This window comes from Oleiphilus messinensis, from assembly GCF_002162375.1.
In the GTDB taxonomy this organism is placed as follows: domain Bacteria; phylum Pseudomonadota; class Gammaproteobacteria; order Pseudomonadales; family Oleiphilaceae; genus Oleiphilus; species Oleiphilus messinensis.
The window spans coordinates 5202466-5226322 of sequence record NZ_CP021425.1; the positions used below are offsets into that span (position 1 = coordinate 5202466).

Genomic DNA, 23857 nt, shown 5'->3' on the forward strand with positions numbered 1-23857 from the left:
GCCGATAAATTTCAGCCCGGACGAATCGTAAAACCCTTCACCTCAATTATCACTCGAATCCACAAAGCAATTAATTCGAACCAAATAATTGACGTGGTGCGTACGATTTTTAAAATAGAGGCCGAACATGGACGAAGATACTAGATTAAGGATAGGGAATGTCGATTCGAAATTGGCCGGAACAACAGCGTCCGCGAGAAAAACTATTGCAACAAGGCCCAAATAGCCTGTCTGATAGCGAATTGCTTGCGATTTTTCTAAGAACCGGAGTCAGCGGGAAATCCGCAGTACAAGTCGCTCAGGAACTCATCAACCAGTTCGGTAGCCTCGGAAATCTATTAACTGCCTCCCAAACCGAATTTTGTCGTGGCCATGGTCTCGGCACAGCGAAATTCGCTCAACTACAGGCCGTACTTGAAATGTCACGGCGCTATTTGCTGGAGGAAGTCCGTCAACCCGACGCCCTGACCTCTCCCGATAAAGTCCGAAAATTTCTGATCCAGCATTTTCGGGCACTGCGAGTTGAGGTATTCGGTTGTCTGTATCTCAATACCCAGAATCAAATTATCGAATTCGAAGAACTGTTTTCCGGTACCCTGGATTCTGCAGCGGTCTATCCCAGAGAAGTGGCTGTCCGCGCACTGGAAGCATCTGCCAAATCGGTCATACTGGTACACAATCATCCCTCCGGCAATCCGGAACCCAGCCGTGCCGATATTGAAATTACCGAGCGGTTAAAGTCTGCACTCGCTTTGCTGGAAATTCGTGTACTCGATCACATTATTATTGCCCAAACCCAAATGGTTTCTCTTGCAGAACGAGGATATTGCTAAATCCAGTTCGATTTCAGGGAGAATCGCTAAAAAAATGCACATTTTTTTGCTATTCCAAGGTCTTTCTGGTATAAAGTTGCGCTCTTTGTTTAGGGGCCCCCGACGCTGCGGTCAAAATTCCGAGGCGACAGAAGCGGTTCACTATAGAACCCCGGGCCAGAATTAATACGTAATGAATTAGCCAACGCAACGGTTGGAGGCGAGGTTAAAAATGTCTAAAGTTTGTCAGGTTACTGGAAAAAAACCAGTAACTGGAAATAACGTTTCTCACGCAAACAACAAAACCAAGCGTCGCTTTCTTCCCAACCTGCAAACACACCGTTTTTGGGTTGAAGGTGAAAAACGCTTTGTAAAACTGCGTGTATCTACCAAAGGTATGCGTATCATTGATAAGAAGGGGATCGAGCAGGTACTGTCCGATCTTCGTAGCCGTGGCGAGAAAGTGTAAGGAGATAAGAGATGAGAGATAAAATCAGATTAGTATCTTCTGCGGGTACAGGTCACTTCTACACGACGACCAAAAACAAGCGTACCATGCCAGAAAAAATGGAAATCAAAAAGTTTGATCCGGTTGTTCGCAAGCACGTGATCTACAAAGAAGCCAAAATCAAGTAAACCTTCTTTCGGCTTCCAACCGAAAAACCCGGCTTGCCGGGTTTTTTGTTGCCTCAACTTAACAACAATCCTCGGGTATTAGCACATCCATCGCAATGGGCAGATGATCCGAAACCGGAAACGCAACAACCCCCGCCCGACGCACCTGCAGCGAAGAACTAACCATAATATGATCTAGCGCCTTCTCAGGACGCCAGCTGGGAAAAGTATTTACAGTACCCGGTAAAGGCACCAGATCTGCATGTCGTAACGGTGTGCCCTCAAGCAGTTTTTCCGCATGGTTATTCATATCCCCCATTAGCACCACATGCTGATAGTGTGAAATCAGGTCCGCAATGTAACCTAACTGTGTTTGCTGTGCCTTCTCCCCGAGCGACAAGTGCATCACAACCAGCACCAATGGATTTTCCGGATTCCCATATTTGACCAGAATCGCCCCTCGCCCCGGAATCAATCCCGGCAGACGGTGCTCTTCGATCTCCAACGGCTTGAATCGGCTGAGCAAACCATTGCTGTGTTGGGCAATTCGCCCAAGATTTCGATTAAGCTGCTGATGCCAGTATGGAAAACCACCCGACTCTGCAAGATACTTGACCTGATTCACAAACCCACTGCGCAAACTGCCACCATCCACCTCTTGCAATGCGACCACGTCGAATTGCCGTAGTAGAATTGCGATTTTATCGAGGTTTTCGATCCGGCGGGAGTGAGGCAACACGTGCTGCCAACTTCGGGTTACATAGTGGCGATACGCAGAGGTCGATATTCCAACCTGAATATTGAAGGTCAGCAAGCGAATATGATTGTGACTGGATAACTCCGATTCCCGGTCATGATAAAGCGGAAACCCCGCTAACGGAGCTTCCCGACCGGCTGACCCTGCTAGCGTTTCCGCCACTTGGCTCAACTTCTGCTTCAATTTCTCATACATCTCAAAAAACTCAAAAGCCTCACGCAACCAAGCGGCGAGTCATGGGGTCTTACTTGACAGCCATTGCAGCGCGCTCTTTCTCGATCAAAAACTCGGCCACTTTAATCATGTTCTGGTGGCTGCCCGCTTTGGTCGCAGCAATGCGATATTTACCGTTAACGATTAACGCCGGCACCCCTGTTGCCCGGTAGCTTTTACCTCGAGATTCAGCCTGATCCAGTTTCGACTTTTTCACACTGAAGGAATTAAACGCCTTGCGGAAGTCTTCTTCCTTAACACCATTGCGTACAAAAAAGCTGGCAAGTTGGTCTTCGGTGTTTAATTTTAGCCGTTCACGGTGCAAGGCATCAAAAAACTTGTCATGCAGTTTCCCTTGCACACCTAGCGCTTCTGCCGCATAAAAAGCCTGAGCATGAATTTTCCAGGATTTACCAAATATTGCGGGAGAAAACCAGAAATCAACATCATCCGGCAGCTTTTTCTCCCAGGCGGTAATCAACGGGTTCAGCTTGTCACAGTGAGGACAGCCATACCAAAACAATTCCACAACCTCTATTTTACTACTGTCCCGGGTTCGCACCGGGTAGGGCAACACATCATAGTGCTGACCAGCTACCCATTGTTCTTCCGCCGCATTTGCCAGGGACACAGGCAGAAACAAAATTACAGCCCAAAGCCAAACCACTTTTTTTAACACAACACACCTCCTGTTTAGACCAGTGTAGTCCAGGTACTTTTAACTTGTTCTCAAAAATAAAGCGCCTGTTGTATCACGATTCACGCATCCCCAGAATTACGATTTAGTAATAGATCAGGCACGCTGGCAAAAAAAAAGCGGCTTTCGCCGCTTTTTCGAATCAACCGGTGGCTTAACGCAAACCGGAAATATAACTCGCTACCGCTTTAATTTCTGCATCGGTCAGCTTCGCTGCGATATCCCGCATGATACGCGCATCACCATCGTTGGTACGCTCACCAGAGCGGAACTTAGCCAACTGGGCTTCGATGTATGCCGCATGTTGTCCTGCCAATTTCGGGAATCCAGCCAATGCAATGCCCGCACCCGTTGGAGCATGACATGCTGTACATGCCGCAACAGATGTAGCCATGTTACCGGCCCGATAAATCGCCTGTCCCTTTTTAACCAGCTCCGGATCTGCGGCAGCACCAGAGGTCGCCTTACCGGCGTAAAATGCAGCAATATTTTCAAAGTCCTGCTCAGTCAGATTATCAAGCAAACCGGTCATTTCAACAACGCCTCGGGCACCTGATTTAATATCACGCAGTTGTTTGATCAAGTACTTTTCACCCTGTCCCGCCAGTTTCGGAAAGTTGGCAACTGCACTATTTCCATCTGCACCGTGACAGCCTGCACACACCGCTACTTTTTCAGCACCCGCCGCAGCATCCCCCGCCGCCTGGGCAAAACTTACAAGGCCAAACAAAAACACCAGGCCGGATAACAGTCTTTTCATTTCAGTCTTCTCGCTCTCAAATTAACAAAGCTTTTGTATGACAGGTGCCTTCCAGCATGAAAGGCACATCTTGCACAATTCACTCCGGAACCCTGAAAAAGCCATTCCGGTCTGATTTTTCATTCGAGCCTCGATTCCCCGGCCAGGATAACCTATAGCCGATCCCAGTCTTGTTGATGTGTTTTAACATACTTAGCATTTTTAACTTGCTTAGCATTTTATACTCGCGACCTTGCTTTTGAACGATGCACTCAATCAATGATTGGTTGCCAAAGCACGCCGTAAACACACATAAAAGTTACGGGGAATTAAACGGTCTGGTATTATACACAATTAAATTCAAACTTAAATCGCGAAGCATGTTGTTTTCCTATGTCTGACACTCGTCCCAAAAAGTCATTAAGTCTTCATTCGGCAAGTTTCCTCAGTAGTGGTAGCAAACTGAGTAACTGTCCTCCTGATATCGGCGCAGAGGTTGCTTTTGCTGGTCGCTCCAATGCGGGCAAGTCAAGCGCCATCAACACATTGACGCAGCAGAAAAAACTTGCCAGAACCAGTAAAACCCCGGGACGTACCCAGCTGATCAACTTTTTTGGCTTAAACAAGCCAGACAGCAAACTGGTCGATTTACCGGGCTACGGTTATGCCAAAGTTGCGACCCAGGTTAAAGAAGACTGGCAGCGGCATCTGGACGACTACCTGAGAAACCGTCAGGCGCTTCAGGGTCTGGTTCTGGTCATGGATATTCGCACACCACTAACGGAGTTTGACCAAATGATGTTGAATTGGTGTGACCTATCTTCTTTGCCCGTATTGGTTCTGCTCACCAAAGCCGATAAGTTTAAATACGGTGCGGCCAAGAATATTCAACTCAAAGTCAAAAAAGAACTCAGTGATATCAAATGCGTGAAAGACATCGTTTTGTTTTCATCATTGAAACGAACAGGCGTTCCGGAAGCCAGTAAACAAATCATTGAATGGCTGAGCGTTGTCGATTCTGACCTGCCTGAGAATGACGACCTTAATGACAACGCCCCTCAGACAGCTTCCTGAACACACTCCGTGTAACTGCGGGTGACGCCCCTCCAGACGAAACCATTGCGATACTTAATGCATCACAATGGTGAATCTGCATCTGAAAACGGCAAAGGCTTGAACTTTTCTCGAATCTCTTTGACGGAATCGATATAGTCTTGGGTCAAGTAAGGTAACTGTAGTGTTACAACCTGATAAATCCCGTGCTTTAGCATCTCTTTGGTAATTGCGTTGTTTTCCTCGCCTGCATGGGCTGTTTTCAAAAATGCCATCCAGTTGGTGATAACCAACCAGACATTGAGCGCCATAGAGTCAAGATGCTGATCCTCAAAATCAGCCAGAACCCCGCCATTTTCCAACCCGCTTAAAATCAACTTGATATTATGAAGTGATTTTATCGTGAACTTGCGATAGTCCCGACGTAAACGAGGATCACACTCCAGCAGATACTCAAGATCCCGGTGAAAAAAGCGATACGCCCACAACCCTTCAAAGACCGACTCCAGATAAAAGAATTCATCCGCAACGGTAAGACCACGATCCTCCGGTATTTTCAGGTAATTCGTCACCAAATCCTGATATTTGAGAAAGATTTCGTAAACAATGTCGGTTTTATTGCGAAAATGATAATACAGATTTCCAGGTGAAATATTCAGGTGTGCGGCAATGTGGTTAGTGGTTACATTGCGTTCTCCCTGCGCGTTAAAAAGCTCTAAACTCGCCAGTATGATTCGATCTCTTGTCTTCATGCCTCTATTTTTCTGGTATCCGCTAGTTATCTAAGTAATGACTTTTCGATCTCACCCAAGGGGGAGACCGGCATTATAGAAGCAAACCGATGAATTGGTATGCTTCCCTGCCCCCTTTTTCTGTATTTTCGAGAACAGTCTATCATCTTTAGAGCAAAAACTCTTGACATCTAGAGCATATACTCTAAAAATAGAAAATAAAACAAGGGCACCACTTTTACCAGCCCGCCTCAGATACAGGAGTTCGATTATGGTCGCCAGCGTCGTTCAGCTAACTGACAGCAAGAAACACATCCAACAAATCAACCGCGTCTTTGCCAGCCAGAAAGCGGCTTTCCGTAGCAATCCAATGCCTACCTGTGAAGAGCGGAAAGATAACCTGAAGCGCCTTAAAAAGGCCTTATTGCGCAATCAGAGCCGGCTGATCGAAGCTATAAATCAGGATTTCAGTTGTCGGGCTGAAGATGAAACGATGCTGGCAGAAATAATGCCGTCCATCGAAGGTATCAACTACACACTGAAGAACGTTGCGAAGTGGATGAAGCCTTCAAAACGTCATGTCGGCTTGCTATTCCAACCGGCTAAAAATACGGTTTACTACCAGCCACTGGGCGTGGTAGGCGTTATCGTACCCTGGAACTACCCACTTTACCTGGCTGTTGGCCCTCTGGTCGCCGCGCTGGCAGCAGGCAACCGGGTCATGATCAAAATGTCCGAGTACACGCCACATACTTCTACTCTGTTTGCCAATATTATTGCGGAATGCTTCCCGGAAAATATGGTCAGCGTAATCAATGGTGATGCTGATGTGGCTGTTGAATTCTCCAGAGTTAAGTTCGACCACATGCTCTTCACCGGTTCTACGGCAGTAGGACGCCATGTAATGCGTGCCGCAGCGGAAAACCTTACGCCAGTCACTCTAGAGCTGGGTGGTAAATCGCCTGCAGTTATCGCCTCCACTGTGCCAATGGACGATGCCGCAGAACGACTGGTATTCGGCAAGGCTTTCAACGCCGGTCAAACCTGTGTTGCACCGGACTACGTACTTTGTCCTAAGGATCGCGTCGAGCAGTTTGTTGAGTCGTTCCAACGCAAGTTTGGCGAAATGTTCAGCACCCTGAAACACAACAACGATTTCACGAGTATCGTTGATGAGCGTCAACATGCTCGCCTGCAAAAATACATTGACGATGCACAGAAAAAAGGTGCCACAGTCATTGCGGTTAATCCTGCAAACGAAGACATGCAATCCGACACTCGCAAAATGCCGATTCACCTGATCATCAATCCTACGGATAACATGCTGGTGATGCAGGAAGAAATTTTTGGCCCGATCCTGCCGGTAATCGCTTACGAGCAATTGGACGATGCCATTGATTATATCAACGATCGCCCTCGCCCTCTGGCGATGTATTACTTCGGCTATGACAAAAAGGCACAACAGTACTTACTGGATCACACCCACTCCGGTGGCGCATGTATCAATGACACCCTGGTTCACGTTGCCCAGGATGACCTCCCGTTCGGCGGTGTAGGAGACTCCGGTATGGGTCACTACCATGGTCATGAAGGCTTCCTGACGTTTACCAACCACCGTGGTGTCTACAGCAAGCAAAAATTCAATACCGGCAAGCTGATTTTCCCGCCTTACGGGACCGCAATACACAAACTCATCTACTCCGTTTTTGTGCGCTAATCTGCCCGCCAGCCCGAGTTGAACACATTCTGTTCAGCCCGGGCTTTCGCTTACACCAGCCCTCTTGCTCTGTACTGTCTCCCAGATCACTTCCAGATCAAAGATTTGATAAAACATATGTGGAATCGTCGCAGTTCTGCGATTACCAATTGAGCCACCGCGCTTTTTTCGATACCATTTCGCCGCATATCCCAGCTCATCAAGGATTCTTGATATGAAACGAGTCGTTTACCCTGGAACTTTCGATCCAATAACCAAAGGCCATACCGATCTGGTCGAACGTGCGAGCCGTCTTTTTGATCATATTATCGTCGCGGTAGCCGCCAGCCCTAAAAAACGCCCGTTGTTTGAATTGGAAAAACGTGTCGAACTGGCCCAAAAGTCACTGCAGCACCTCCCCAATGTCGAAGTTGTTGGCTTTGACAACTTACTGGCGGAGTTCGTCCAGCAAAATAACATTAATGTTATTCTTCGTGGCTTGAGAGCGGTATCTGATTTCGAATATGAATTCCAACTCGCAGATATGAACCGGAAACTTGCCCCCGGTGTAGAGAGCATTTTTTTAACACCGGCGAATAACCTATCCTTTATTTCCTCAACCTTGATTCGGGAAATCGCCTTGCTGGGTGGAGATATTACCGAGTTTGTACCCGATATTGTTGCCCAGGCGTTATCGGAGTTGAATAACGAGAACCCGGGCTAAGCGACCTAGATCCAATAAAACGTAGATCCAACAAAGCATAGAGCCAAAAAAACGCAGATCACGAAACATTAAACCGACACGATCAATAGAAGTACAATTTATTTCTGTTGTACGATTAATTCAGCTGCACTTACGATTAAAATGCAGCATTACGATTAAATCAGTAATTTCAGCGCTCCGCGCCTGAAAGCACACCCGATTGGGCAGTATTGAGAGGTAAAACCCCATGGCACTGATGATTACAGACGACTGCATTAACTGCGATGTTTGTGAACCGGAATGTCCGAATGAAGCGATTTCTCCAGGAGAGGAGATTTACGAAATTGATCCGGGAAAGTGCACCGAATGTGTTGGTCACTATGATGAACCACAGTGCCAACAGGTTTGCCCTGTCGATTGCATTCCACTCGACCCGGAGCATAATGAAACCAACGAACAGCTAATGGAAAAATACCATAAGCTCACGGGTCTCTAATCCAGACATAACCTCTGAAGGGCGCAGATAAAATGCAACGATGTTCACTGAACCGCCTAGTTTTGTTTACGCTCTTCTCCAGTTTGCTACTATTTGGCTGTGCCAACACCCCGTCCACGCCCAAAAATGGCGCTGTCGCAACCACGCATCCACTGGCCACACAAGCGGCATTTCGGGCACTGGACAGAGGTGGGAATGCATTTGATGCGGCGGTCGCGGCAGCCGCAACACTCGCCGTTGTAGAACCATACAGTGCCAGCCTCGGGGGTGGCAGTCTGTGGCTGATACAGAGCAAAGACGATGCTCCAGTTCTGCTTGATGCATTACCGACCGCACCGCGCTCTAGTTTCGACCAGGTCTCGACCGAGGGAGCCTTGTCAGCAGCCATTCCCGGGCATGTCACGGCATTAACAACGGTAAATCGCGAGTTCGGCATTATGCCAATCGCGGCAACGTTGCGTGACGCCATTCAAATCGCGGAAAATGGCTTTCGCATAAACCGCCAATACATAAATATTGCCCAAAGTCAGCGCCAGAAGCTTGAGCGTTACGGCAATAACCACCCACTATTCGCACAATCGACGCTCCAGCCAGGGAACCTGATAAAGCAACCTCAACTGGCAGATACGTTGAGAGCCATCGGCTCCGGTGGCGCAAACACGTTTTATGTCGGGCCAATCGCAACACAGCTGCTCGCCGACGTTCAGACTGCCGGTGGAAAATGGGCTACCGATGACCTGACACAATACCGGGCGATGCATCGTACGCCTATTCGGTTTACCTATCGTAATGCCGTCATCCATACAGCCCCGCCTCCATCCGTTACTGGCGTCGCATTACAGCGAATGCTCGGTATCGTTGCACGGGTGGAGGAAAGCGAGCATAACCTATTACAACAAACCGTCCTCAACCTGGAATCAATGAAGCTTGCATTTGAGGATCTGGAAACTTATATCGGAGATCCGGAGATTAACACAGTCTCTGCCGAACGCCTGAGCGCACCATCCTACCTGAGCTATCTGGCAGACCTTACGGCCACACGCGTCAATACTGCAAATATTGATGATTTGCCAACCGGTGACGTCACAAAACCCGGCACACAGGACGTTTTGTCGGAACACAGTTCTCACATTAGCATCATTGACGGCGATGGCAACCGGGTGTCTGTCGCGATCAGCTTGAACGCACCTTTTGGATCGGGCCTGGTATCCAGGCAAACCGGCATAGTACTCAATAACCACCTTGAACGCTTTACAGATAAACAGGGGAAAACCGCACCAAGACCCGCTCCCCAACAACGACCAACGACCTATCTGGCGCCCACTTTTGTTGAAACTGCAGATCGCGCTTTGGCAATGAGTACAAGTGGCGGTAAAAAAACAGCCACCACATTATTGCTTGGCACTCAGAATCAACTCAATAACCACGCCTTTCCAGACTGGTTGGCGGAGCAACGGTACCACAGGGATGAGCGCACAGTCATTCAGTTCGAGCGCCACGCTTTTTCCAGAGCATTATTACAACAACTAAAAGGACAACACTACCAACTCGAGGAACTCAGCTACGACTTCGGGAACCTTCAAGCTGTGACCTGGAACAAGCGCGATGACACCCTTGAAGCAGGCTCTGACCCTCGGGGTTCAGGACAGGCGTTCGTCAGACATTGATACGATTACTGGCGCTGATCGGTATCAGACTCGCCCTCCTCCGCTTCAGGATGGGACGCCTTTGCCAACTTGAAATCCCCCATAATCTGCTCTTTCGGGATGTCCACATCCCCCCCCATCAAAATGGAGATCCAGCGAGTTTCCGGATTATTTTCCAGCGCCATTTTCAGCATTATCGTTAACGGGATCGACAGTAACATACCGACGGGGCCCAACACCCAGCCCCAAAAAACCAATGACAAAAATACCACCAATGTTGAAAGACCCAGCCCTTTCCCCATAAATCGTGGTTCAACAATATTACCCATAACAGTATTTACCACCACGTAGCCCACCGCAGTGAGTAGCGCGTGCAGAGGATCCAGCTGAACTAAAGCAAGCAATACTGCCGGTACAGCAGCGATAATTGACCCGATATTGGGGACAAAATTGAACAGGAAGGCAACCAATGCCCAAAGGAGCGGATAATCAACCCCCAAAATCATTAACCAAATATAAATCAGGGTTCCGGTAATCAGGCTAATGACGGTTTTCAAGCTCATGTATCGCTTTACGTCATTCAAAAAAGTATCGATATGGGCAACGGTTTTTCCTTCACCAAAAGCATAATGAAGTTTATTCGGCAAGCTGACACCTTCAAACAACATGAAGATTACCGTTAGAATGATAAGGAAGACATTGGAAAGTACACCCCCGAGCCCCCCCAATGCGTTAGCAGCCAGTTTCAGCGCCATGGAGGGGTCAAAGTACTGCCGGAAAACATCTTGCGGTACATCTATACCATATTCCGCCAGAAACGTGACGAATTTGGTCGTGAGTTGCTGCACCCGTTGTTGATAACGCGGAAGGTCACCGGTAAATTCGGCGACTGAGGAGCCGACAATCGAGACAAATATAAATTGAATGCCGGTAATCCCGACCACAACCAGCATCAACGACAGCCAACTGGGCACACCTCTATTTTTAAGGATCAAAAATGGAGGTGCACAAATGATGGCGAAAAAGCCAGACAACAGAAACATAACAAGTATCGATTCGGCGGCTTTTATACCAGCGACTACGATTACAAATGCGGCAAGCACCAGAATGTATCTTGATCCAGCCGAAAACCCCGAATTATCCACTCGATTAATACTCCACTGTCCTTAATAAAGTTTTATTTGGCAGCTAACTTCTCCAGTAGCGCGGACTGAACGCTGAAGCGCTCTTCTCCTTCACCGGGTTGAAGCTGAGTATAGCTACCATCCGGGTTCATCGCCCAACTCATGCAATTATCCTGCATATACCACTCGAGCTCTTCGGCAACCCGATTCGCCAGTTTTTTATTTTCAACCGGGAAACAGGTCTCAACCCGGTTGACCAAATTGCGGGTCATCCAGTCAGCACTGGCACAATAGACTTCGCGCTGGTCGTTATTGTTGAACAAAAAAACGCGGGTATGTTCAAGAAAGCGCCCAATGATGGAGCGCACTCGAATGTTTTCCGTCAGTCCGGGAATACCGGGTCGCAAGCAACAAATTCCCCGAATCACCAAATCGACCTTAACACCCGCTTGCGAGGCTTTGATGAGCGCTTTCATTACTTTCGGTTCGGTTAACGCATTCACTTTAATTAAAATATAGCCCGAGTTGCCGTTCTGCACATGGGTGATTTCCCGGTCTACCAGTTCCAGCATTTTATCATGCAAGGTGAACGGAGCATGGAACAGCTTTTTAATTTTGAGCGCCTTACCCATTCCTGTTAATTGCTGGAAGATTCTGTGCACATCATTGGTTATAGCATCGTCACAGGTCAGGAAGCTGTAGTCCGAATAGAGGCGCGCATTACCAGCATGGTAGTTCCCCGTTCCCAAATGAACGTATCGACGCAAGCCAGACTCTTCACGGCGAACCACCATGATCATTTTCGCATGGGTCTTAAAGCCAACCACACCGTAGACCACAACAACACCGGCCTCCTGCAATCTGCTGGCCAGCTCCAGATTCTCTTCCTCATCAAAGCGGGCGCGTAACTCAATGACAGCAGTCACCTCTTTGCCGCGACGGGCCGCATCCACCAACGCCGCCACAATCTCCGAGTCCGCTCCAGTTCGGTACAGCGTCTGCTTGATTGCAATGACGTTAGGATCTTTAGCCGCCTGCCGTAACAAATCGATTACGGGCGTAAACGACTCATACGGGTGCAAAAGCAAGCAGTCTTTTTCCTTGATTGCATCCAGTATTTTTTCTTTACTTTTGAGTGCCTTGGGAAGCCCTGGCGTAAATGCCGGATACTCGAGATCAGAGCGGTTTACCAAGCGCCCGAGAGCCATGAGTCGGGTCAAATTCACTGGCCCATCAACCCGGTACAACTCGGAATCGGTCAAATTAAACTCTCTCAGAAGAAAACTAACCAGCTCCTGGGGGCAGTTATCGACAACCTCCAATCGCACCGCATCACCAAAGCGGCGACTGAGCAATTCCCCACGAAGGGTTGAAGCCAAATCGACCATATCATCGTCTTCAAGCTCAAGGTCCGCGTTACGGGTAAGTCTGAACTGGTAACAGCCTTTGACCTGCATGCCCGGGAAGAGCTCTTCAACATGGGCATGAATCATGGAGGACAGGAATACAATGTTATCCCCCCCTTCACAGACATCATCTGGAAAACGGACCAAACGAGGCAAAGATCGGGGTGCAGGTACAATTGCCATACCGGTTTCACGCCCGAACGCATCCTTGCCCTCCAGAGAGACGATGAAGTTTAAACTCTTATTCACCAACCTGGGAAACGGATGTGAGGGATCCAGGCCAATGGGATTGATGACCGGAACAATCTCTTCTTCGAAGTATTTTGCCACCCACTCCGACTGCTTTTCAGTCCAATCCATACGGCGCACAAAGCGGATATTGTTTTTCTCCAGCTCCGGAATCAATACCTCGTTGAGAATCTTGTACTGCTCTTCAACAAACTGATGAACAATGCGATCCACTTCCTGCAAAACTTCACTCGGAGAAAGCCCGTCAGGTCCGATCGACTCACGCCCGTACTTTATTTGCTGGCGTAATCCAGCCACTCGAATTTCAAAGAATTCATCCATGTTGCTGCTGAATATGCAGCAAAACAACATACGATTTAAAACCGGGTGTGTCTCATCAAGTGCCTGACGAAGTACCCGGTAGTTGAACTGCAGATGACTCAGCTCCCGATTCAAATAATTAGCATGGGCGTTAATATCGAGATTCTCTTGGGGTGTTTCCACGACGAGATCATTCATAGTAAATCAGGCATTCCAAATAGATTATTGAATAGGTCAAAAAACAGGGTCAATAAAATGTACAGCCAATCCGGTCAGCGCAGTACCAACCCATATTCTGACACTGCAGACTAACTCAACCGTGTTTCAGTAATTTTGCGGCATCTTTGGCGAAGTACGTTAAAATCCCGTCCGCTCCCGCTCTTTTCATACACAGTAGCGATTCCATCATTACGGAATCACGATCTAACCAGCCATTCTGAGCCGCAGCCACGTGCATGGCATACTCTCCGCTCACTTGATACACAAATGTTGGCACCTGAAGTTCGGACTTAACCCGACGAACAATGTCCAGGTAAGGCATGCCGGGCTTGACCATCACCATATCAGCCCCTTCGGCCAGATCCAGCGTAACTTCATGAATGGCCTCATCAGTATTCCCCGGATCCATCTGGTAGGTAAACTTATTACCTTTACCCAAGTTACCGGAAGACCCCACTGCATCCCGAAACGGCCCATAATAGCTGGATGCATATTTCGCTGAATAGGCCAAAATCCGGGTATAAATCAACTCACGCGCCTCCAAAGCCGAGCGAATTGCCCCAACCCGTCCATCCATCATATCCGAGGGCGCAACAATATCCGCCCCGGCTTCTGCATGAGATACCGCCTGCTTGACCAAGGCATCAATTGTTTCATCATTCAAAACATAACCGGATTCATCAATAATCCCGTCTTGTCCGTGAGTGGTAAACGGATCCAGCGCCACATCGGTAATGACACCCAACTCCGGGAAATTCTTTTTCAACGCCCTTACGGCACGCTGCGCAATGCCTTCAGGATTCCAGGCTTCTGCCGCATCGAGACTTTTCGCTTCCTGGGGTGTAACCGGGAACAGGGCGACAGCGGGTATACCAAGCTGAACCAACTCTTCGGCTTCACGGAGCAGCAAATCAATACTCTTTCGCGCAACCCCCGGCATGGAAGGAACAGCTTCAGAGCGGTTCTCCCCCCCTAACACAAATACGGGGTAAATCAGGTCATCAACACTCAGACGGCTTTCTCGCATCAAACGTCTGGAGAAATCATCTTTACGCATTCTACGCATACGTGTTGCGGGATATCTTTGTGAAAAGGGAGAAAAAGGCACACTATACTCCTGTATAACCAGTCGATAATTGACGCTATGGTGCCCTTAACTGTGAACAACGTCAATTCCGCCAGACAAGACTATTGCTTTGAACTTTGTCACCTGCTGTCAGTCTTATTCAGCAAATAAGGCTCCGGAACAAGCTTTAAAACGGGGCCTCTGATGACACGAAATTAGTCATTTTCCGCTAACGCCAGATTGGAAACCACTATGGATAAACGCAAAAAAATCATACTGCTCCTGATTGTCAGCCTCGTTGCCTGCTTCTGGATATTTGATCTTGGACAGTATTTGAGCTTGAGCTATCTCACTGAACAAAAAGATGCTATTACCGCCTATCAGCAAGATAACCCCTGGCAAACGGCCATCATATTTGTGCTCATCTACATCGCTGTCACGGGGCTGTCTTTACCAGGCGCAGCTGTCATGACACTGGCTGGAGGCGCAATATTTGGTTTACTCCAGGGGGCCATACTGGTCTCGTTTGCCAGCACAATCGGCGCCACACTCGCTTTCCTCGCTTCCCGCATTCTTTTCCAGAACGCGGTGCAGACACGCTTCGGAGATTCGCTCAAAACAATTAACAAAGGCGTTGAAGCCGAAGGTGCCTTTTATTTATTCGGCCTTCGTTTAGTACCATTATTTCCATTTTTCGTGATTAATCTGGTCATGGGTCTCACTCCCATAAGAGCCGCCACCTTTTTTATTGTGTCTCAAATCGGGATGTTACCGGGCACTATTGTCTATGTGAATGCCGGAACTCAACTTGCTCAAATCGATTCACTTTCAGGTATTCTCTCGCCAGGGCTTATATTTTCATTTGTACTACTCGGACTCTTCCCGATCGTGGCAAAACGCATTATGGATATCCTGAAATCGCGCAAAGCACTGGCTGCATTCAATAAACCCACGTCATTCGATAACAATCTGGTGGTGATCGGCGCAGGTGCCGCAGGACTGGTCACGTCTTATATTGCAGCCGCAACCAAAGCAAAAGTTACGCTGATCGAAAAACATAAAATGGGTGGTGATTGTTTAAATACCGGCTGCGTTCCCAGTAAAGCCCTGTTACGCTCGGCAAAAATGGCACAATACGCCCGCCGTGCAGATGAGTTCGGGTTAAAAATGGAACAACCGAAAGTTGATTTCCCGGCCGTCATGGCACGCGTACACAATGTTATACGTGCTATCGAGCCCCATGACTCGATAGAACGATACACACAATTAGGGGTTCACTGTATCGAGGGGGAAGCAACAATTATCGACCCTTATCGTGTCCAGGTAAATGGTCAAATCATTACGACACGTAATATCGTGATTGCCACAGGTGCACGCCCCTTTGTGCCACCGATCCCCGGAATTGAACAGGTCAAATACTACACTTCGGACACCATCTGGGATATCAAGGATGCGCCCAAACGACTGTTGATTCTGGGCGGTGGCCCTATTGGCTGTGAGCTGACTCAAGCCTTCAGCCGTTTGGGTGTCGCAGTGACGCAGGTCGATAAATCCACCCGACTCATGCCTCGCGAAGACGAGGATGCATCCACACTGGTCGAACAACAATTCCAAAAAGAAGGTGTAACGCTTAAGTTAGGTTATAACGCCAAAGCCTTTACCGCAGAGAATGGACAATATACGCTGATTTGTGAAAAAGACGGTCGTGAAGAAACCATTGCCTTTGACACCTTACTGCTCGCCGTTGGCAGAAAGGCAAACACGCAGGGCTTTGGACTGGAGAATCTGAACATTGCAACCAATGAGAATGGCACGATTCGGGTGAATGACTTTTTACAAACATCACTACCCAACGTGTATGCCTGTGGTGACGTGGCGGGCCCATATCAGTTTACTCACACTGCAGCCCACCAAGCCTGGTATGCCTCGGTAAACAGTCTCTTTGGCAGTTTCAAGAAATTTAAAGTGGACTACCGCGTTATTCCATGGACCACATTTACCGACCCGGAAGTGGCTCGTGTGGGCTTGAGTGAAACGGAAGCAAAAGCACAAAACATTGCGTATGAGGTTACTCGATACGGTATTGATGACCTGGACAGAGCCATTGCTGACAGCGAGGCCCACGGATTCGTCAAAGTGTTGACTGTACCTGGAAAGGATAAAATTCTGGGGGTCACGATTGTCGGACATCACGCCGGGGAACTGATCGCCGAGTACGTCACCGCCATGAAATACAACCTTGGACTGAACAAAATACTGGGCACCATTCATATTTATCCAACGCTTACGGAGTCAAATAAATATGCGGCGGGAGAATGGAAACGAGCCCATGTTTCAGCAAAAGTTTTACAGTGGGTTGAAAAATATCATGCATGGAAACGACACACACCAGTTGAGCATAACCAATCCGCACTTCAGGGGAGATCAATAAGCGATTAACTGAGGCCTTTGCCTTAATGCCTTAAGCAAATCCCCTCTTGCCAGACTGGTGAGAGGGGAAATATTTACCTTAACGCTGAATAATTCCCCCGACCTGCTCCAATCGCAAGAACGGGTAGTGAGTGGCTACAGACTTTGCGACAGGGCCTTCTACCACTAAAAACGACCCTGCAGCTAACGTTAAGCCAACAGAAAAACACATTGCACCAAACAGTCGGGCACCGAAAACGCTCACTTTTTTATGTGCATCTCCGCTTAGATTCGTCCAATGCTTGAATGCGGAAGGCTCAAAAAGGGAAAGACTGTAATCTGATTGAGACTCAGTAATGTCGGTTCCGCTCTCATCCTGTTCTTTAAGATAAAGCGAAATAACAAACAGACAAAACGTAACAATCAACGACGCCAGTCCAACGTGGTACACACTGATCGATACATTGGCAAGCACAGCCCCGGTGAAAAATACAGCACATAACAATGCCAACATGAGCATAAGGGTAATACTGGAACGTCCCAGCCGGGTTCGGCGGCGTCGAGACAACGAGAAACGCATATCAACGGGATCCCCTAAACGCAATTCATCCACATGAGAACATATGGAGGTAAATCGCACAGCTTCACCACGCCAACGGTATTGAATCACTGGAAAATAATTTACAGAGCCACGAGCCAGCTTGCTGAACGCGGACTCAAAGGCAACGATGGAACCTTTTACTCGATAGACACTGGACAGGCACCGGACATAGTCCCAGAACAGAAACCAGCCAGCGACAAACAGAGTAGCTCCCATGATAAACAGAAAAACATCCATTGTTTTACACCTTTCGTTTGTTATTAGATTTGAGATGTTCAATCGCCAGGGTGTAATGACGGGTAAACAGCGCTAGTATATTTCTTTGACATTCGCCAATCAATCCATGTGACAAAGATCACATAAAATTTTCACATTTTGATTTGGGCAAGGAAGCGCCCGGTACTGCAAAAAAATTGGAGTTCTCAGGAACGCGTATTTGCGACTGCTACTCGCTCCATCGCTTCAACTCTGCTGAGATCTTTACCCGAAAAGAGCGATTCACGAATCCTGTGCAACTCTTGTTCCTGTTCTATCGAACCGAGTGGAGAATCCAGAATTTGCGCTTTAACACGTCGATATTCGGCCAGTTTTTTACGAAAAGCAGCTTGATTGTGTTCAACTTGAGCCAGTGCCTTGGCAGACTCAACGCCTAACACGTCTTCACGAAGGCTTTGAATTTGTTGTGGACCCGCACCACTGGAGTGCAATTCTGCCTCCGCCTCTGCCAATTTTTCGTGCAAGTGATTTTTTGCACGAACAGCTTTCACGCCGACCGGGAGGTCAGCCTCGGCTTGAGCCACGATTGCCCGCTTTTCAGTCTCAGAAAGCTCAGGGTTGTTCAGCACATTCAGTTTGGTCAGCGTAAAGCGATCAACAGCTTCTGCATCTGAATAGAAAGCATTTGCTGCGGAATCGCCCAAATAGGATCGACGTAGATCTTCTAAATATTGGAGCCGATCTCCCATGCTGGCTAGCTGGTGAGGTTGCAGGCTCAACAAATCCGTTTCACCCACTTGTTGTTCATACTCATGAATTGCTTTTTTCAACTGAAGATAATTATCCAGTAGATCCAACGCCTGAGTTCGTGCAGGTTCGACCAATGTCTGGTCAACAAGGGCTTGAAGGTTGTTACGAATATCCGCTACGGACCACTCGCCGACGGTGCCCAGGAAGTAATCAAACAGGCGCTTAACAGACTTATCAACAATTAAATTACCCGCTGGATCAACTCTAAGCCCGCCATCGACATCCGTCCCGCGCAGGGAGTCCGGCATGGCGATCCCCGTTCCTGCAAGGGGTTGATCTGGTGTAGGGTTACTTGCTGGCTCGGGTCGTGTTTCCGCAGGTAAAGCAGATAAATTATCCCGATCCGAAGTTGACACTTCCGGGGGCCAAACAGTTGGGGTCTCAGCCTGAAGGTTATTTCTCGAAGAGTGTGTTGATGACAACACAAGGTAGGTTCCGGTAACACCGAAGAACACAATCAGCAATGCTGATCCAATCCGTGCTTTCATATCTGTCTCCAACCCCGCAACCCCTACAAAACTTGTATTCCATAGCTTCGCAAAATTTGCTCAGGCCTTGCTCTAATTTTGTACTCCCGTGCATATTACAATAAAAAAGGGTGCATCAAGCACCCCGAACGTCACGCTATGTAAACTTTTGTTTCAAACTGTTAAGCAGTTCATGAGAATCTGAACAGACTCATCATATCCCCGTAACCCCTCTAATGCTGATCACAATCCCCTAAATGGGTGCAGCACCATAATTAATCGTTGGTTTTCGTGGCGGATCCGCACGAACGTTATCTTCAATTTTCTGCACTTGTCCGCCTTGCTGCAAAAAGCTCTCGACATCAGATTGGAGCTGCTCGCGCATTTCCCGCTTTTTCTGCTCACTGAAATCGTCATTTTGACCCGCGCTTGCGGAAATCGTGTTTTGCTCTTCAAAATCGACTCTATTGCTCATACCAAACCACCTGATTGATCAATACTGCCGGCATCTGCCGAATACTGTTATAGGACGTCAACCTTTGACCTCAACTTGCGCACCTCGAACTTAAGCGAGACGTACAAGTTCATCTCAAAAATATTTTCCGATATTTATAGAATGTTTCGGTGACGATTCCAGCTTTTTTAGAGACTATTTTGTATATTTTTGTATCCACACTTTTTCTCATTGTAACAAGCAGTTAAAGAACGTACTTAAGAGTCAGCATCACTATTTTCAAGTCCCTCGAACAGAGCTGTTTTTGCAATACTCCACATTCAAACTATCTTCTTAATTATGTTTAATGACCGAGGTTTTGTAGTAATGGAAAACTCAAGGGAAGAGTTGTTGTATGCGACTCTGTTTATGGACTGTGACTCTGTTGAAGTTGTTCAAGCGGCCAAAAAGCTCATCGGCAGCATCCCTCTAAACAAACGCTATGAACGTGTAGGCATCGCTAAAGCCATTATCAAGTTTGTCAAAAGCGACATCCGGGCCAGCACCACTGGCATCTCTCTCGATCCGGCAAGCTATAGCGCCAGCTATGTACTGTACAAAGGACAGGGAAATGGTATTCAAAAGGCGATATTGCTTGTTACTCTGGCTCGATTCTTCAATATCCCGGCGAAGCTGGGCTTGATAGAACTCACCTCCCCGGATCATCCTGACGCACTTATGAGTGCAAATTTAACCGGTTACGCAGACTTGCTACTGGAAGGCAAATGGAAAACGGTTTTGCTTAGCGGCTCAATGGAACAACAGGACCGCCTCCTCACCGAGCCACTGCATGATTATGGTACGTTTACAGATGTCCCCTATGAATTGATTGCATCAAGCGCCACCTTAACGCCAACCTCAATTCACTCAACCTCATTGCTGTTGAACGAAGATATGGCGCATAATGACCAAACATTGGAGAAGACCTGCGCCTAATACTCATATGTTCTGACCCGGGATCGTCCTGACAACACATAATGAAATTCGAGTGCATTTCCCGAAAATAAACGCTGGCGCAGTAGTCAACCTTGCTGACCCCGAACAAGCTGAGGTGATGTATGATTATTGGCGTACCAAAAGAAATCAAGAATCATGAATACAGAGTAGGATTGACCCCTGCCAGCGTAAAAGAACTTACACGGCAGGGCCACAAAGTGCTCGTAGAACGAAATGCAGCTCTTGATATCGGCTTTCCTGACCAAGATTATGAAGCATCGGGCGCAACTATCCTGACAACTGCAGACGCCGTGTTCGAGCAGGCCAAGCTCATCGTTAAGGTCAAAGAACCCCAGGCATCAGAATGCAAAATGCTATCGAAGGGACAGACTCTTTTCACCTATCTCCACCTCGCACCGGATCCGGCTCAAGCGAAAGGTCTACTCGAATCCGGGGCGACCTGTATCGCCTATGAAACCGTAACCGGCACATTAAGCCCACTCCCCCTGCTCGCCCCCATGAGCGAAGTGGCCGGCAGAATGTCCATTCAGGCCGCGGCACATAGCCTGGAAAAAGCTCAGGGTGGTGAAGGCGTCTTGCTCTCTGGTGTTGCAGGCGTACCTCCCGGAAACGTGCTCGTAATTGGTGGTGGCGTGGTTGGCTTGAATGCCGCCAGAATCGCGGCTGGCATGGGTGCTGAAGTGATCATCTTCGACAAGTCACTGGCCCGTTTGCGCTACATTGATGAACTATTCTCAGGACGTATCCGGACACAGTATTCAACCAAAGCAAATATCGAAAGCTGTTTGCCAAAAGCAGATGTGGTGATCGGTGCGGTGTTAATTCCCGGAGCTGCGGCGCCAAAGGTGGTTACCCGATCAGACTTGAAGCTCATGAAAGCCGGGGCCGTTATCGTTGACGTATCGATTGATCAGGGTGGCTGTTTTGAAACATCAAAAGCCACAACACATCAAGATCCGATATACTGCATTGATGGTATCGTTCATTATTGCGTTGCGAACATGCCGGGTGCCGTTGCCAAAACCGCAACTCTGGCATTAAACAACGCTACGTTACCCTTTGTGGAGGTACTTGCTAACAAAGGGGTGAAAGCCGCTCTGACGGACGACCCTCACTTACTGAATGGTTTGAACGTGCATCAAAACCAAATTACATACAAGGCTGTCGCCGAAAGCCTTGGTTATCCTTATGTCTCTGCAGATGGAATTCTGGATTCCCTTCCCTGAATGCCAAAGGAATGAAGGCTGACCTGATCAGCCTTCATGTGACTTCAGTCTTCGCCGTCCAACGTAAGGAGCGTACCATACAACTCCGGGCGACGATCCCGAAACAGGCCCCAGGCAGCCCGGGCTTGTGCCAGCTCATCCAAATCAAAGGACTGCAACAAAATACCCTCTGTCACCCGGTCCGCCTCCTGCAAAATCTGACCGGTATTATCAGTGATGAAGGAAGAGCCATAGAATGTAATTTCTGCACCCTCGCCTTGCTCAACACCAATACGGTTTGAAGCGATAACCGGCAATAGGTTTGCAGCGCTGTGTCCTTGCATTGTGACTTGCCAATGACGCTTGGAATCAATCGAAGGGTCGTGCGGCTCAGAGCCTATGGCCGTTGGATAGAACAATAATTCGGCTCCTTTTAAGGCCATAACGCGGGCTGCTTCCGGGAACCACTGATCCCAACAGATTCCCACGCCTATACAACCAAACGCCGTATCCCAAACCTGAAACCCAGTATCTCCAGGAGAGAAAAAATGCTTTTCCTGGTAACCTGGACCATTCGGAATATGGCTCTTTCGATAATTTTGCAGGATTGCACCATCAGCATCGACCACCACGAGCGAGTTGAAAAACGTATTACCCGCTTTTTCAAAGTAACTACACGGCAGTACAACATTAAGTTCTTTTGCCAACGCGGAGAACAGCTCAATCGCGGGATGCCCCTCTCTGGATCGCGCCAACTGATAATGAGCCTCGCCCTGATCAATACAGAAATAAGGCGTTTCAAACAACTCTTGAATCAAAATAATGTTGGCTCCTTGCTCCGCCGATGCTCGGATAAGTTTTTCCGCTCGAGCCATATTTTCGGGCAAGTCCCAACTACACGCCATTTGCGTAGCCGCTACAGTGATGTTTCTCACGTTAACTCCTCAGTTTGGGGTTCCTGCTGCGTGATACAGTGAATATTACCGCCACCCACTACGATATCCAGGCAATTAACCTGAATAATTTCATACTCCGGGAAACAGCGCTGCATCATCTCTTTTGCTTCAGCATCATATTCAGCCTCTCCGTATGAGGGCATCACTATTCCGCCATTAGCGATGTAGAAGTTTACATAGGACATCGACAATCGAGTGCCATCGAGGTAACGAGCGGGCGGTTGTCGAATGGTGATCACTTCGAAAGGTTGCCCATTTACATCTTTCGCCTGCTGCAAAATGTCCAAATTGGTTTGCAGGATGTCGTAATTTGCATCTTCAGGATCATCACTAATCAGTGCGAGAATTTTCCCGGGCGCCACAAAGCAGGCCAGCTCATCAATGTGTCCATCCGTATCATCGTCCACCACGCCTCGCGGCAACCAGATACATTGTTGTACGCCCAGTTGACGACGCAATTCGGCCTCAATATCCGCTTTGGAAAAACCGGGATTACGATTAGGATTCAATTGGACTGACTCGGTCAACAATACCGTGCCCTGTCCATCAACATGGATTCCTCCACCCTCGTTGATAATCGGACTCTCGATTCGCTCGATACCGATGGCCGCCAGAACGTTTTTCGCCACAAGCGCATCAAGCTCATGGGGAAACTTGCCCCAACCATTGAACCCCCAGTCAACCCCCGCCAATTGTCTGCCTGCAAAGACGAATGTAGGACCGATATCCCGCATCCAACTGTCATTCAACGCCATTGGCATAAGCTGAATTCCCGGTGCAGCATCCAAATCAGTAACCCTGTCCGGGTGATACAGTATAGGGTCATCCACTGCCGATACGGCTGATGCAGGCCTACTCGACAACCCTAAATGCAATTTCGCAGACTCAATCTGATCCGGATTCACCACGACAATAACAGGCTCGAATCGCGCTATGGCACGGGTAATTTCGGCGAATGCGATAGCCGCACGCTCAAGGCCACAGGGCCATTGATCATCATCACTGGGCCAGGCCATCCAGCAGCGACGATGAACATGCCACTCAGGGGGCATCCATTGCTTGTTTTCAACACGATATTCAGTCATTTGTCTCGAAACCCAACTACTTAAAATGGCGGACATTATCGACCATTACGCGCAACCAAGGAAGACCTGCAAAACACGGTATTGTTACCGTTTTATGATTATTTTTACGATATTGCAATTTTTAGAGGCAAATTCG

The 23857-nt window shown here is 48.2% G+C and carries 23 protein-coding genes; 11 read left to right on the forward strand and 12 right to left on the reverse strand.

Features of this window, described 5'->3' with window-relative positions; translation table 11 throughout:
* The first annotated feature begins 158 nt into the window (after window positions 1–158).
* The 3 genes from radC to rpmG all read left to right on the forward strand — a co-directional run bounded on the left by radC (window position 159) and on the right by rpmG (window position 1448).
* Window positions 159–833, forward strand: a complete 675-nt coding sequence (radC, locus tag OLMES_RS22565) for a RadC family protein (RefSeq protein ID WP_087463327.1) — start codon at window positions 159–161, stop codon at window positions 831–833.
* 211 nt (window positions 834–1044) lie between these two features.
* Window positions 1045–1281, forward strand: a complete 237-nt coding sequence (gene rpmB, locus OLMES_RS22570; protein ID WP_087463328.1) for a 50S ribosomal protein L28 — start codon at window positions 1045–1047, stop codon at window positions 1279–1281.
* Between the two features lie 11 nt (window positions 1282–1292).
* Window positions 1293–1448: a 50S ribosomal protein L33 gene (gene rpmG, locus OLMES_RS22575; RefSeq protein ID WP_087463329.1), complete on the forward strand. Its 156-nt coding sequence runs from the start codon at window positions 1293–1295 to the stop codon at window positions 1446–1448.
* A gap of 58 nt (window positions 1449–1506) precedes the next feature.
* On the opposite strand, the gene OLMES_RS22580 is transcribed toward rpmG, so the two are convergent.
* From OLMES_RS22580 to OLMES_RS22590, 3 genes are all read right to left on the reverse strand, one after another.
* Window positions 1507–2379, reverse strand: a complete 873-nt coding sequence (locus tag OLMES_RS22580; RefSeq protein WP_087463330.1) for an endonuclease/exonuclease/phosphatase family protein — start codon at window positions 2377–2379, stop codon at window positions 1507–1509.
* Window positions 2380–2428: 49 nt separating this feature from the next.
* Window positions 2429–3076, reverse strand: coding sequence for a thiol:disulfide interchange protein DsbA/DsbL (locus OLMES_RS22585; RefSeq protein ID WP_087463331.1), 648 nt, complete (start codon window positions 3074–3076; stop codon window positions 2429–2431).
* A 172-nt stretch (window positions 3077–3248) separates the two neighbouring features.
* On the reverse strand, window positions 3249–3854 hold the full coding sequence (locus OLMES_RS22590; protein WP_087463332.1) for a c-type cytochrome: 606 nt from the start codon (window positions 3852–3854) through the stop codon (window positions 3249–3251).
* 372 nt (window positions 3855–4226) lie between these two features.
* On the opposite strand from OLMES_RS22590, the gene yihA reads away from it, so the two are divergent.
* Window positions 4227–4907 (forward strand): ribosome biogenesis GTP-binding protein YihA/YsxC, encoded by a 681-nt coding sequence (yihA, locus tag OLMES_RS22595; protein ID WP_087463333.1) that lies wholly within the window; start codon window positions 4227–4229, stop codon window positions 4905–4907.
* Window positions 4908–4969: 62 nt separating this feature from the next.
* On the opposite strand, the gene OLMES_RS22600 is transcribed toward yihA, so the two are convergent.
* The gene (locus OLMES_RS22600; RefSeq protein ID WP_087463334.1) at window positions 4970–5638 is read right to left on the reverse strand and encodes a TetR/AcrR family transcriptional regulator; all 669 of its coding nucleotides are present in this window, start codon (window positions 5636–5638) and stop codon (window positions 4970–4972) included.
* 250 nt (window positions 5639–5888) lie between these two features.
* Here OLMES_RS22600 and OLMES_RS22605 point away from each other — a divergent pair, with 250 nt between their 5' ends.
* The 4 genes from OLMES_RS22605 (at window position 5889) to OLMES_RS22620 (ending at window position 10179) form a co-directional block, all read left to right on the forward strand.
* Window positions 5889–7334 (forward strand): coniferyl aldehyde dehydrogenase, encoded by a 1446-nt coding sequence (locus tag OLMES_RS22605; RefSeq protein ID WP_087463335.1) that lies wholly within the window; start codon window positions 5889–5891, stop codon window positions 7332–7334.
* Between the two features lie 214 nt (window positions 7335–7548).
* Window positions 7549–8037, forward strand: a complete 489-nt coding sequence (gene coaD / locus OLMES_RS22610; RefSeq protein WP_087463336.1) for a pantetheine-phosphate adenylyltransferase — start codon at window positions 7549–7551, stop codon at window positions 8035–8037.
* 226 nt (window positions 8038–8263) lie between these two features.
* Window positions 8264–8512, forward strand: coding sequence for a YfhL family 4Fe-4S dicluster ferredoxin (locus OLMES_RS22615; RefSeq protein WP_087463337.1), 249 nt, complete (start codon window positions 8264–8266; stop codon window positions 8510–8512).
* A gap of 32 nt (window positions 8513–8544) precedes the next feature.
* Complete coding sequence (locus tag OLMES_RS22620; RefSeq protein WP_087463338.1) at window positions 8545–10179, forward strand: gamma-glutamyltransferase family protein; 1635 nt, start codon at window positions 8545–8547, stop codon at window positions 10177–10179.
* A gap of 5 nt (window positions 10180–10184) precedes the next feature.
* Here the strand turns inward: OLMES_RS22620 and OLMES_RS22625 are convergent, their stop codons facing one another.
* The 3 genes from OLMES_RS22625 to hemB form a co-directional block, all read right to left on the reverse strand.
* Entirely contained in the window at window positions 10185–11303 is a 1119-nt protein-coding gene (locus tag OLMES_RS22625) for an AI-2E family transporter (protein ID WP_087463339.1), read from the reverse strand.
* Between the two features lie 32 nt (window positions 11304–11335).
* Window positions 11336–13435: a polyphosphate kinase 1 gene (gene ppk1, locus OLMES_RS22630; protein ID WP_087463340.1), complete on the reverse strand. Its 2100-nt coding sequence runs from the start codon at window positions 13433–13435 to the stop codon at window positions 11336–11338.
* Between the two features lie 115 nt (window positions 13436–13550).
* Window positions 13551–14564 (reverse strand): porphobilinogen synthase, encoded by a 1014-nt coding sequence (hemB, locus tag OLMES_RS22635; protein WP_087463341.1) that lies wholly within the window; start codon window positions 14562–14564, stop codon window positions 13551–13553.
* 210 nt (window positions 14565–14774) lie between these two features.
* On the opposite strand from hemB, the gene OLMES_RS22640 reads away from it, so the two are divergent.
* Window positions 14775–16961, forward strand: coding sequence for an FAD-dependent oxidoreductase (locus tag OLMES_RS22640; RefSeq protein ID WP_087463342.1), 2187 nt, complete (start codon window positions 14775–14777; stop codon window positions 16959–16961).
* Window positions 16962–17031: 70 nt separating this feature from the next.
* Here the strand turns inward: OLMES_RS22640 and OLMES_RS22645 are convergent, their stop codons facing one another.
* The 3 genes from OLMES_RS22645 to OLMES_RS22655 all read right to left on the reverse strand — a co-directional run bounded on the left by OLMES_RS22645 (window position 17032) and on the right by OLMES_RS22655 (window position 19500).
* On the reverse strand, window positions 17032–17769 hold the full coding sequence (locus OLMES_RS22645; RefSeq protein WP_087463343.1) for a DUF3592 domain-containing protein: 738 nt from the start codon (window positions 17767–17769) through the stop codon (window positions 17032–17034).
* Window positions 17770–17954: 185 nt separating this feature from the next.
* Window positions 17955–19046: a lipase secretion chaperone gene (locus tag OLMES_RS22650; protein WP_087463344.1), complete on the reverse strand. Its 1092-nt coding sequence runs from the start codon at window positions 19044–19046 to the stop codon at window positions 17955–17957.
* 232 nt (window positions 19047–19278) lie between these two features.
* Complete coding sequence (locus OLMES_RS22655; protein WP_087463345.1) at window positions 19279–19500, reverse strand: hypothetical protein; 222 nt, start codon at window positions 19498–19500, stop codon at window positions 19279–19281.
* A gap of 345 nt (window positions 19501–19845) precedes the next feature.
* Between OLMES_RS22655 and OLMES_RS22660 the strand changes: the two genes are divergently transcribed.
* Window positions 19846–20454: a transglutaminase-like domain-containing protein gene (locus OLMES_RS22660; RefSeq protein WP_157678466.1), complete on the forward strand. Its 609-nt coding sequence runs from the start codon at window positions 19846–19848 to the stop codon at window positions 20452–20454.
* Window positions 20455–20576: 122 nt separating this feature from the next.
* Window positions 20577–21701 (forward strand): alanine dehydrogenase, encoded by a 1125-nt coding sequence (gene ald, locus OLMES_RS22665; protein WP_087463347.1) that lies wholly within the window; start codon window positions 20577–20579, stop codon window positions 21699–21701.
* Window positions 21702–21745: 44 nt separating this feature from the next.
* Here ald and aguB read toward each other — a convergent pair whose 3' ends face one another.
* On the reverse strand, window positions 21746–22615 hold the full coding sequence (gene aguB, locus OLMES_RS22670) for an N-carbamoylputrescine amidase (protein ID WP_087463348.1): 870 nt from the start codon (window positions 22613–22615) through the stop codon (window positions 21746–21748).
* Window positions 22612–23721, reverse strand: coding sequence for an agmatine deiminase family protein (locus tag OLMES_RS22675; protein WP_087463349.1), 1110 nt, complete (start codon window positions 23719–23721; stop codon window positions 22612–22614). The genes aguB and OLMES_RS22675 overlap by 4 nt, the downstream gene beginning before the upstream one ends.
* Between the last annotated feature and the right edge of the window lie 136 nt (window positions 23722–23857).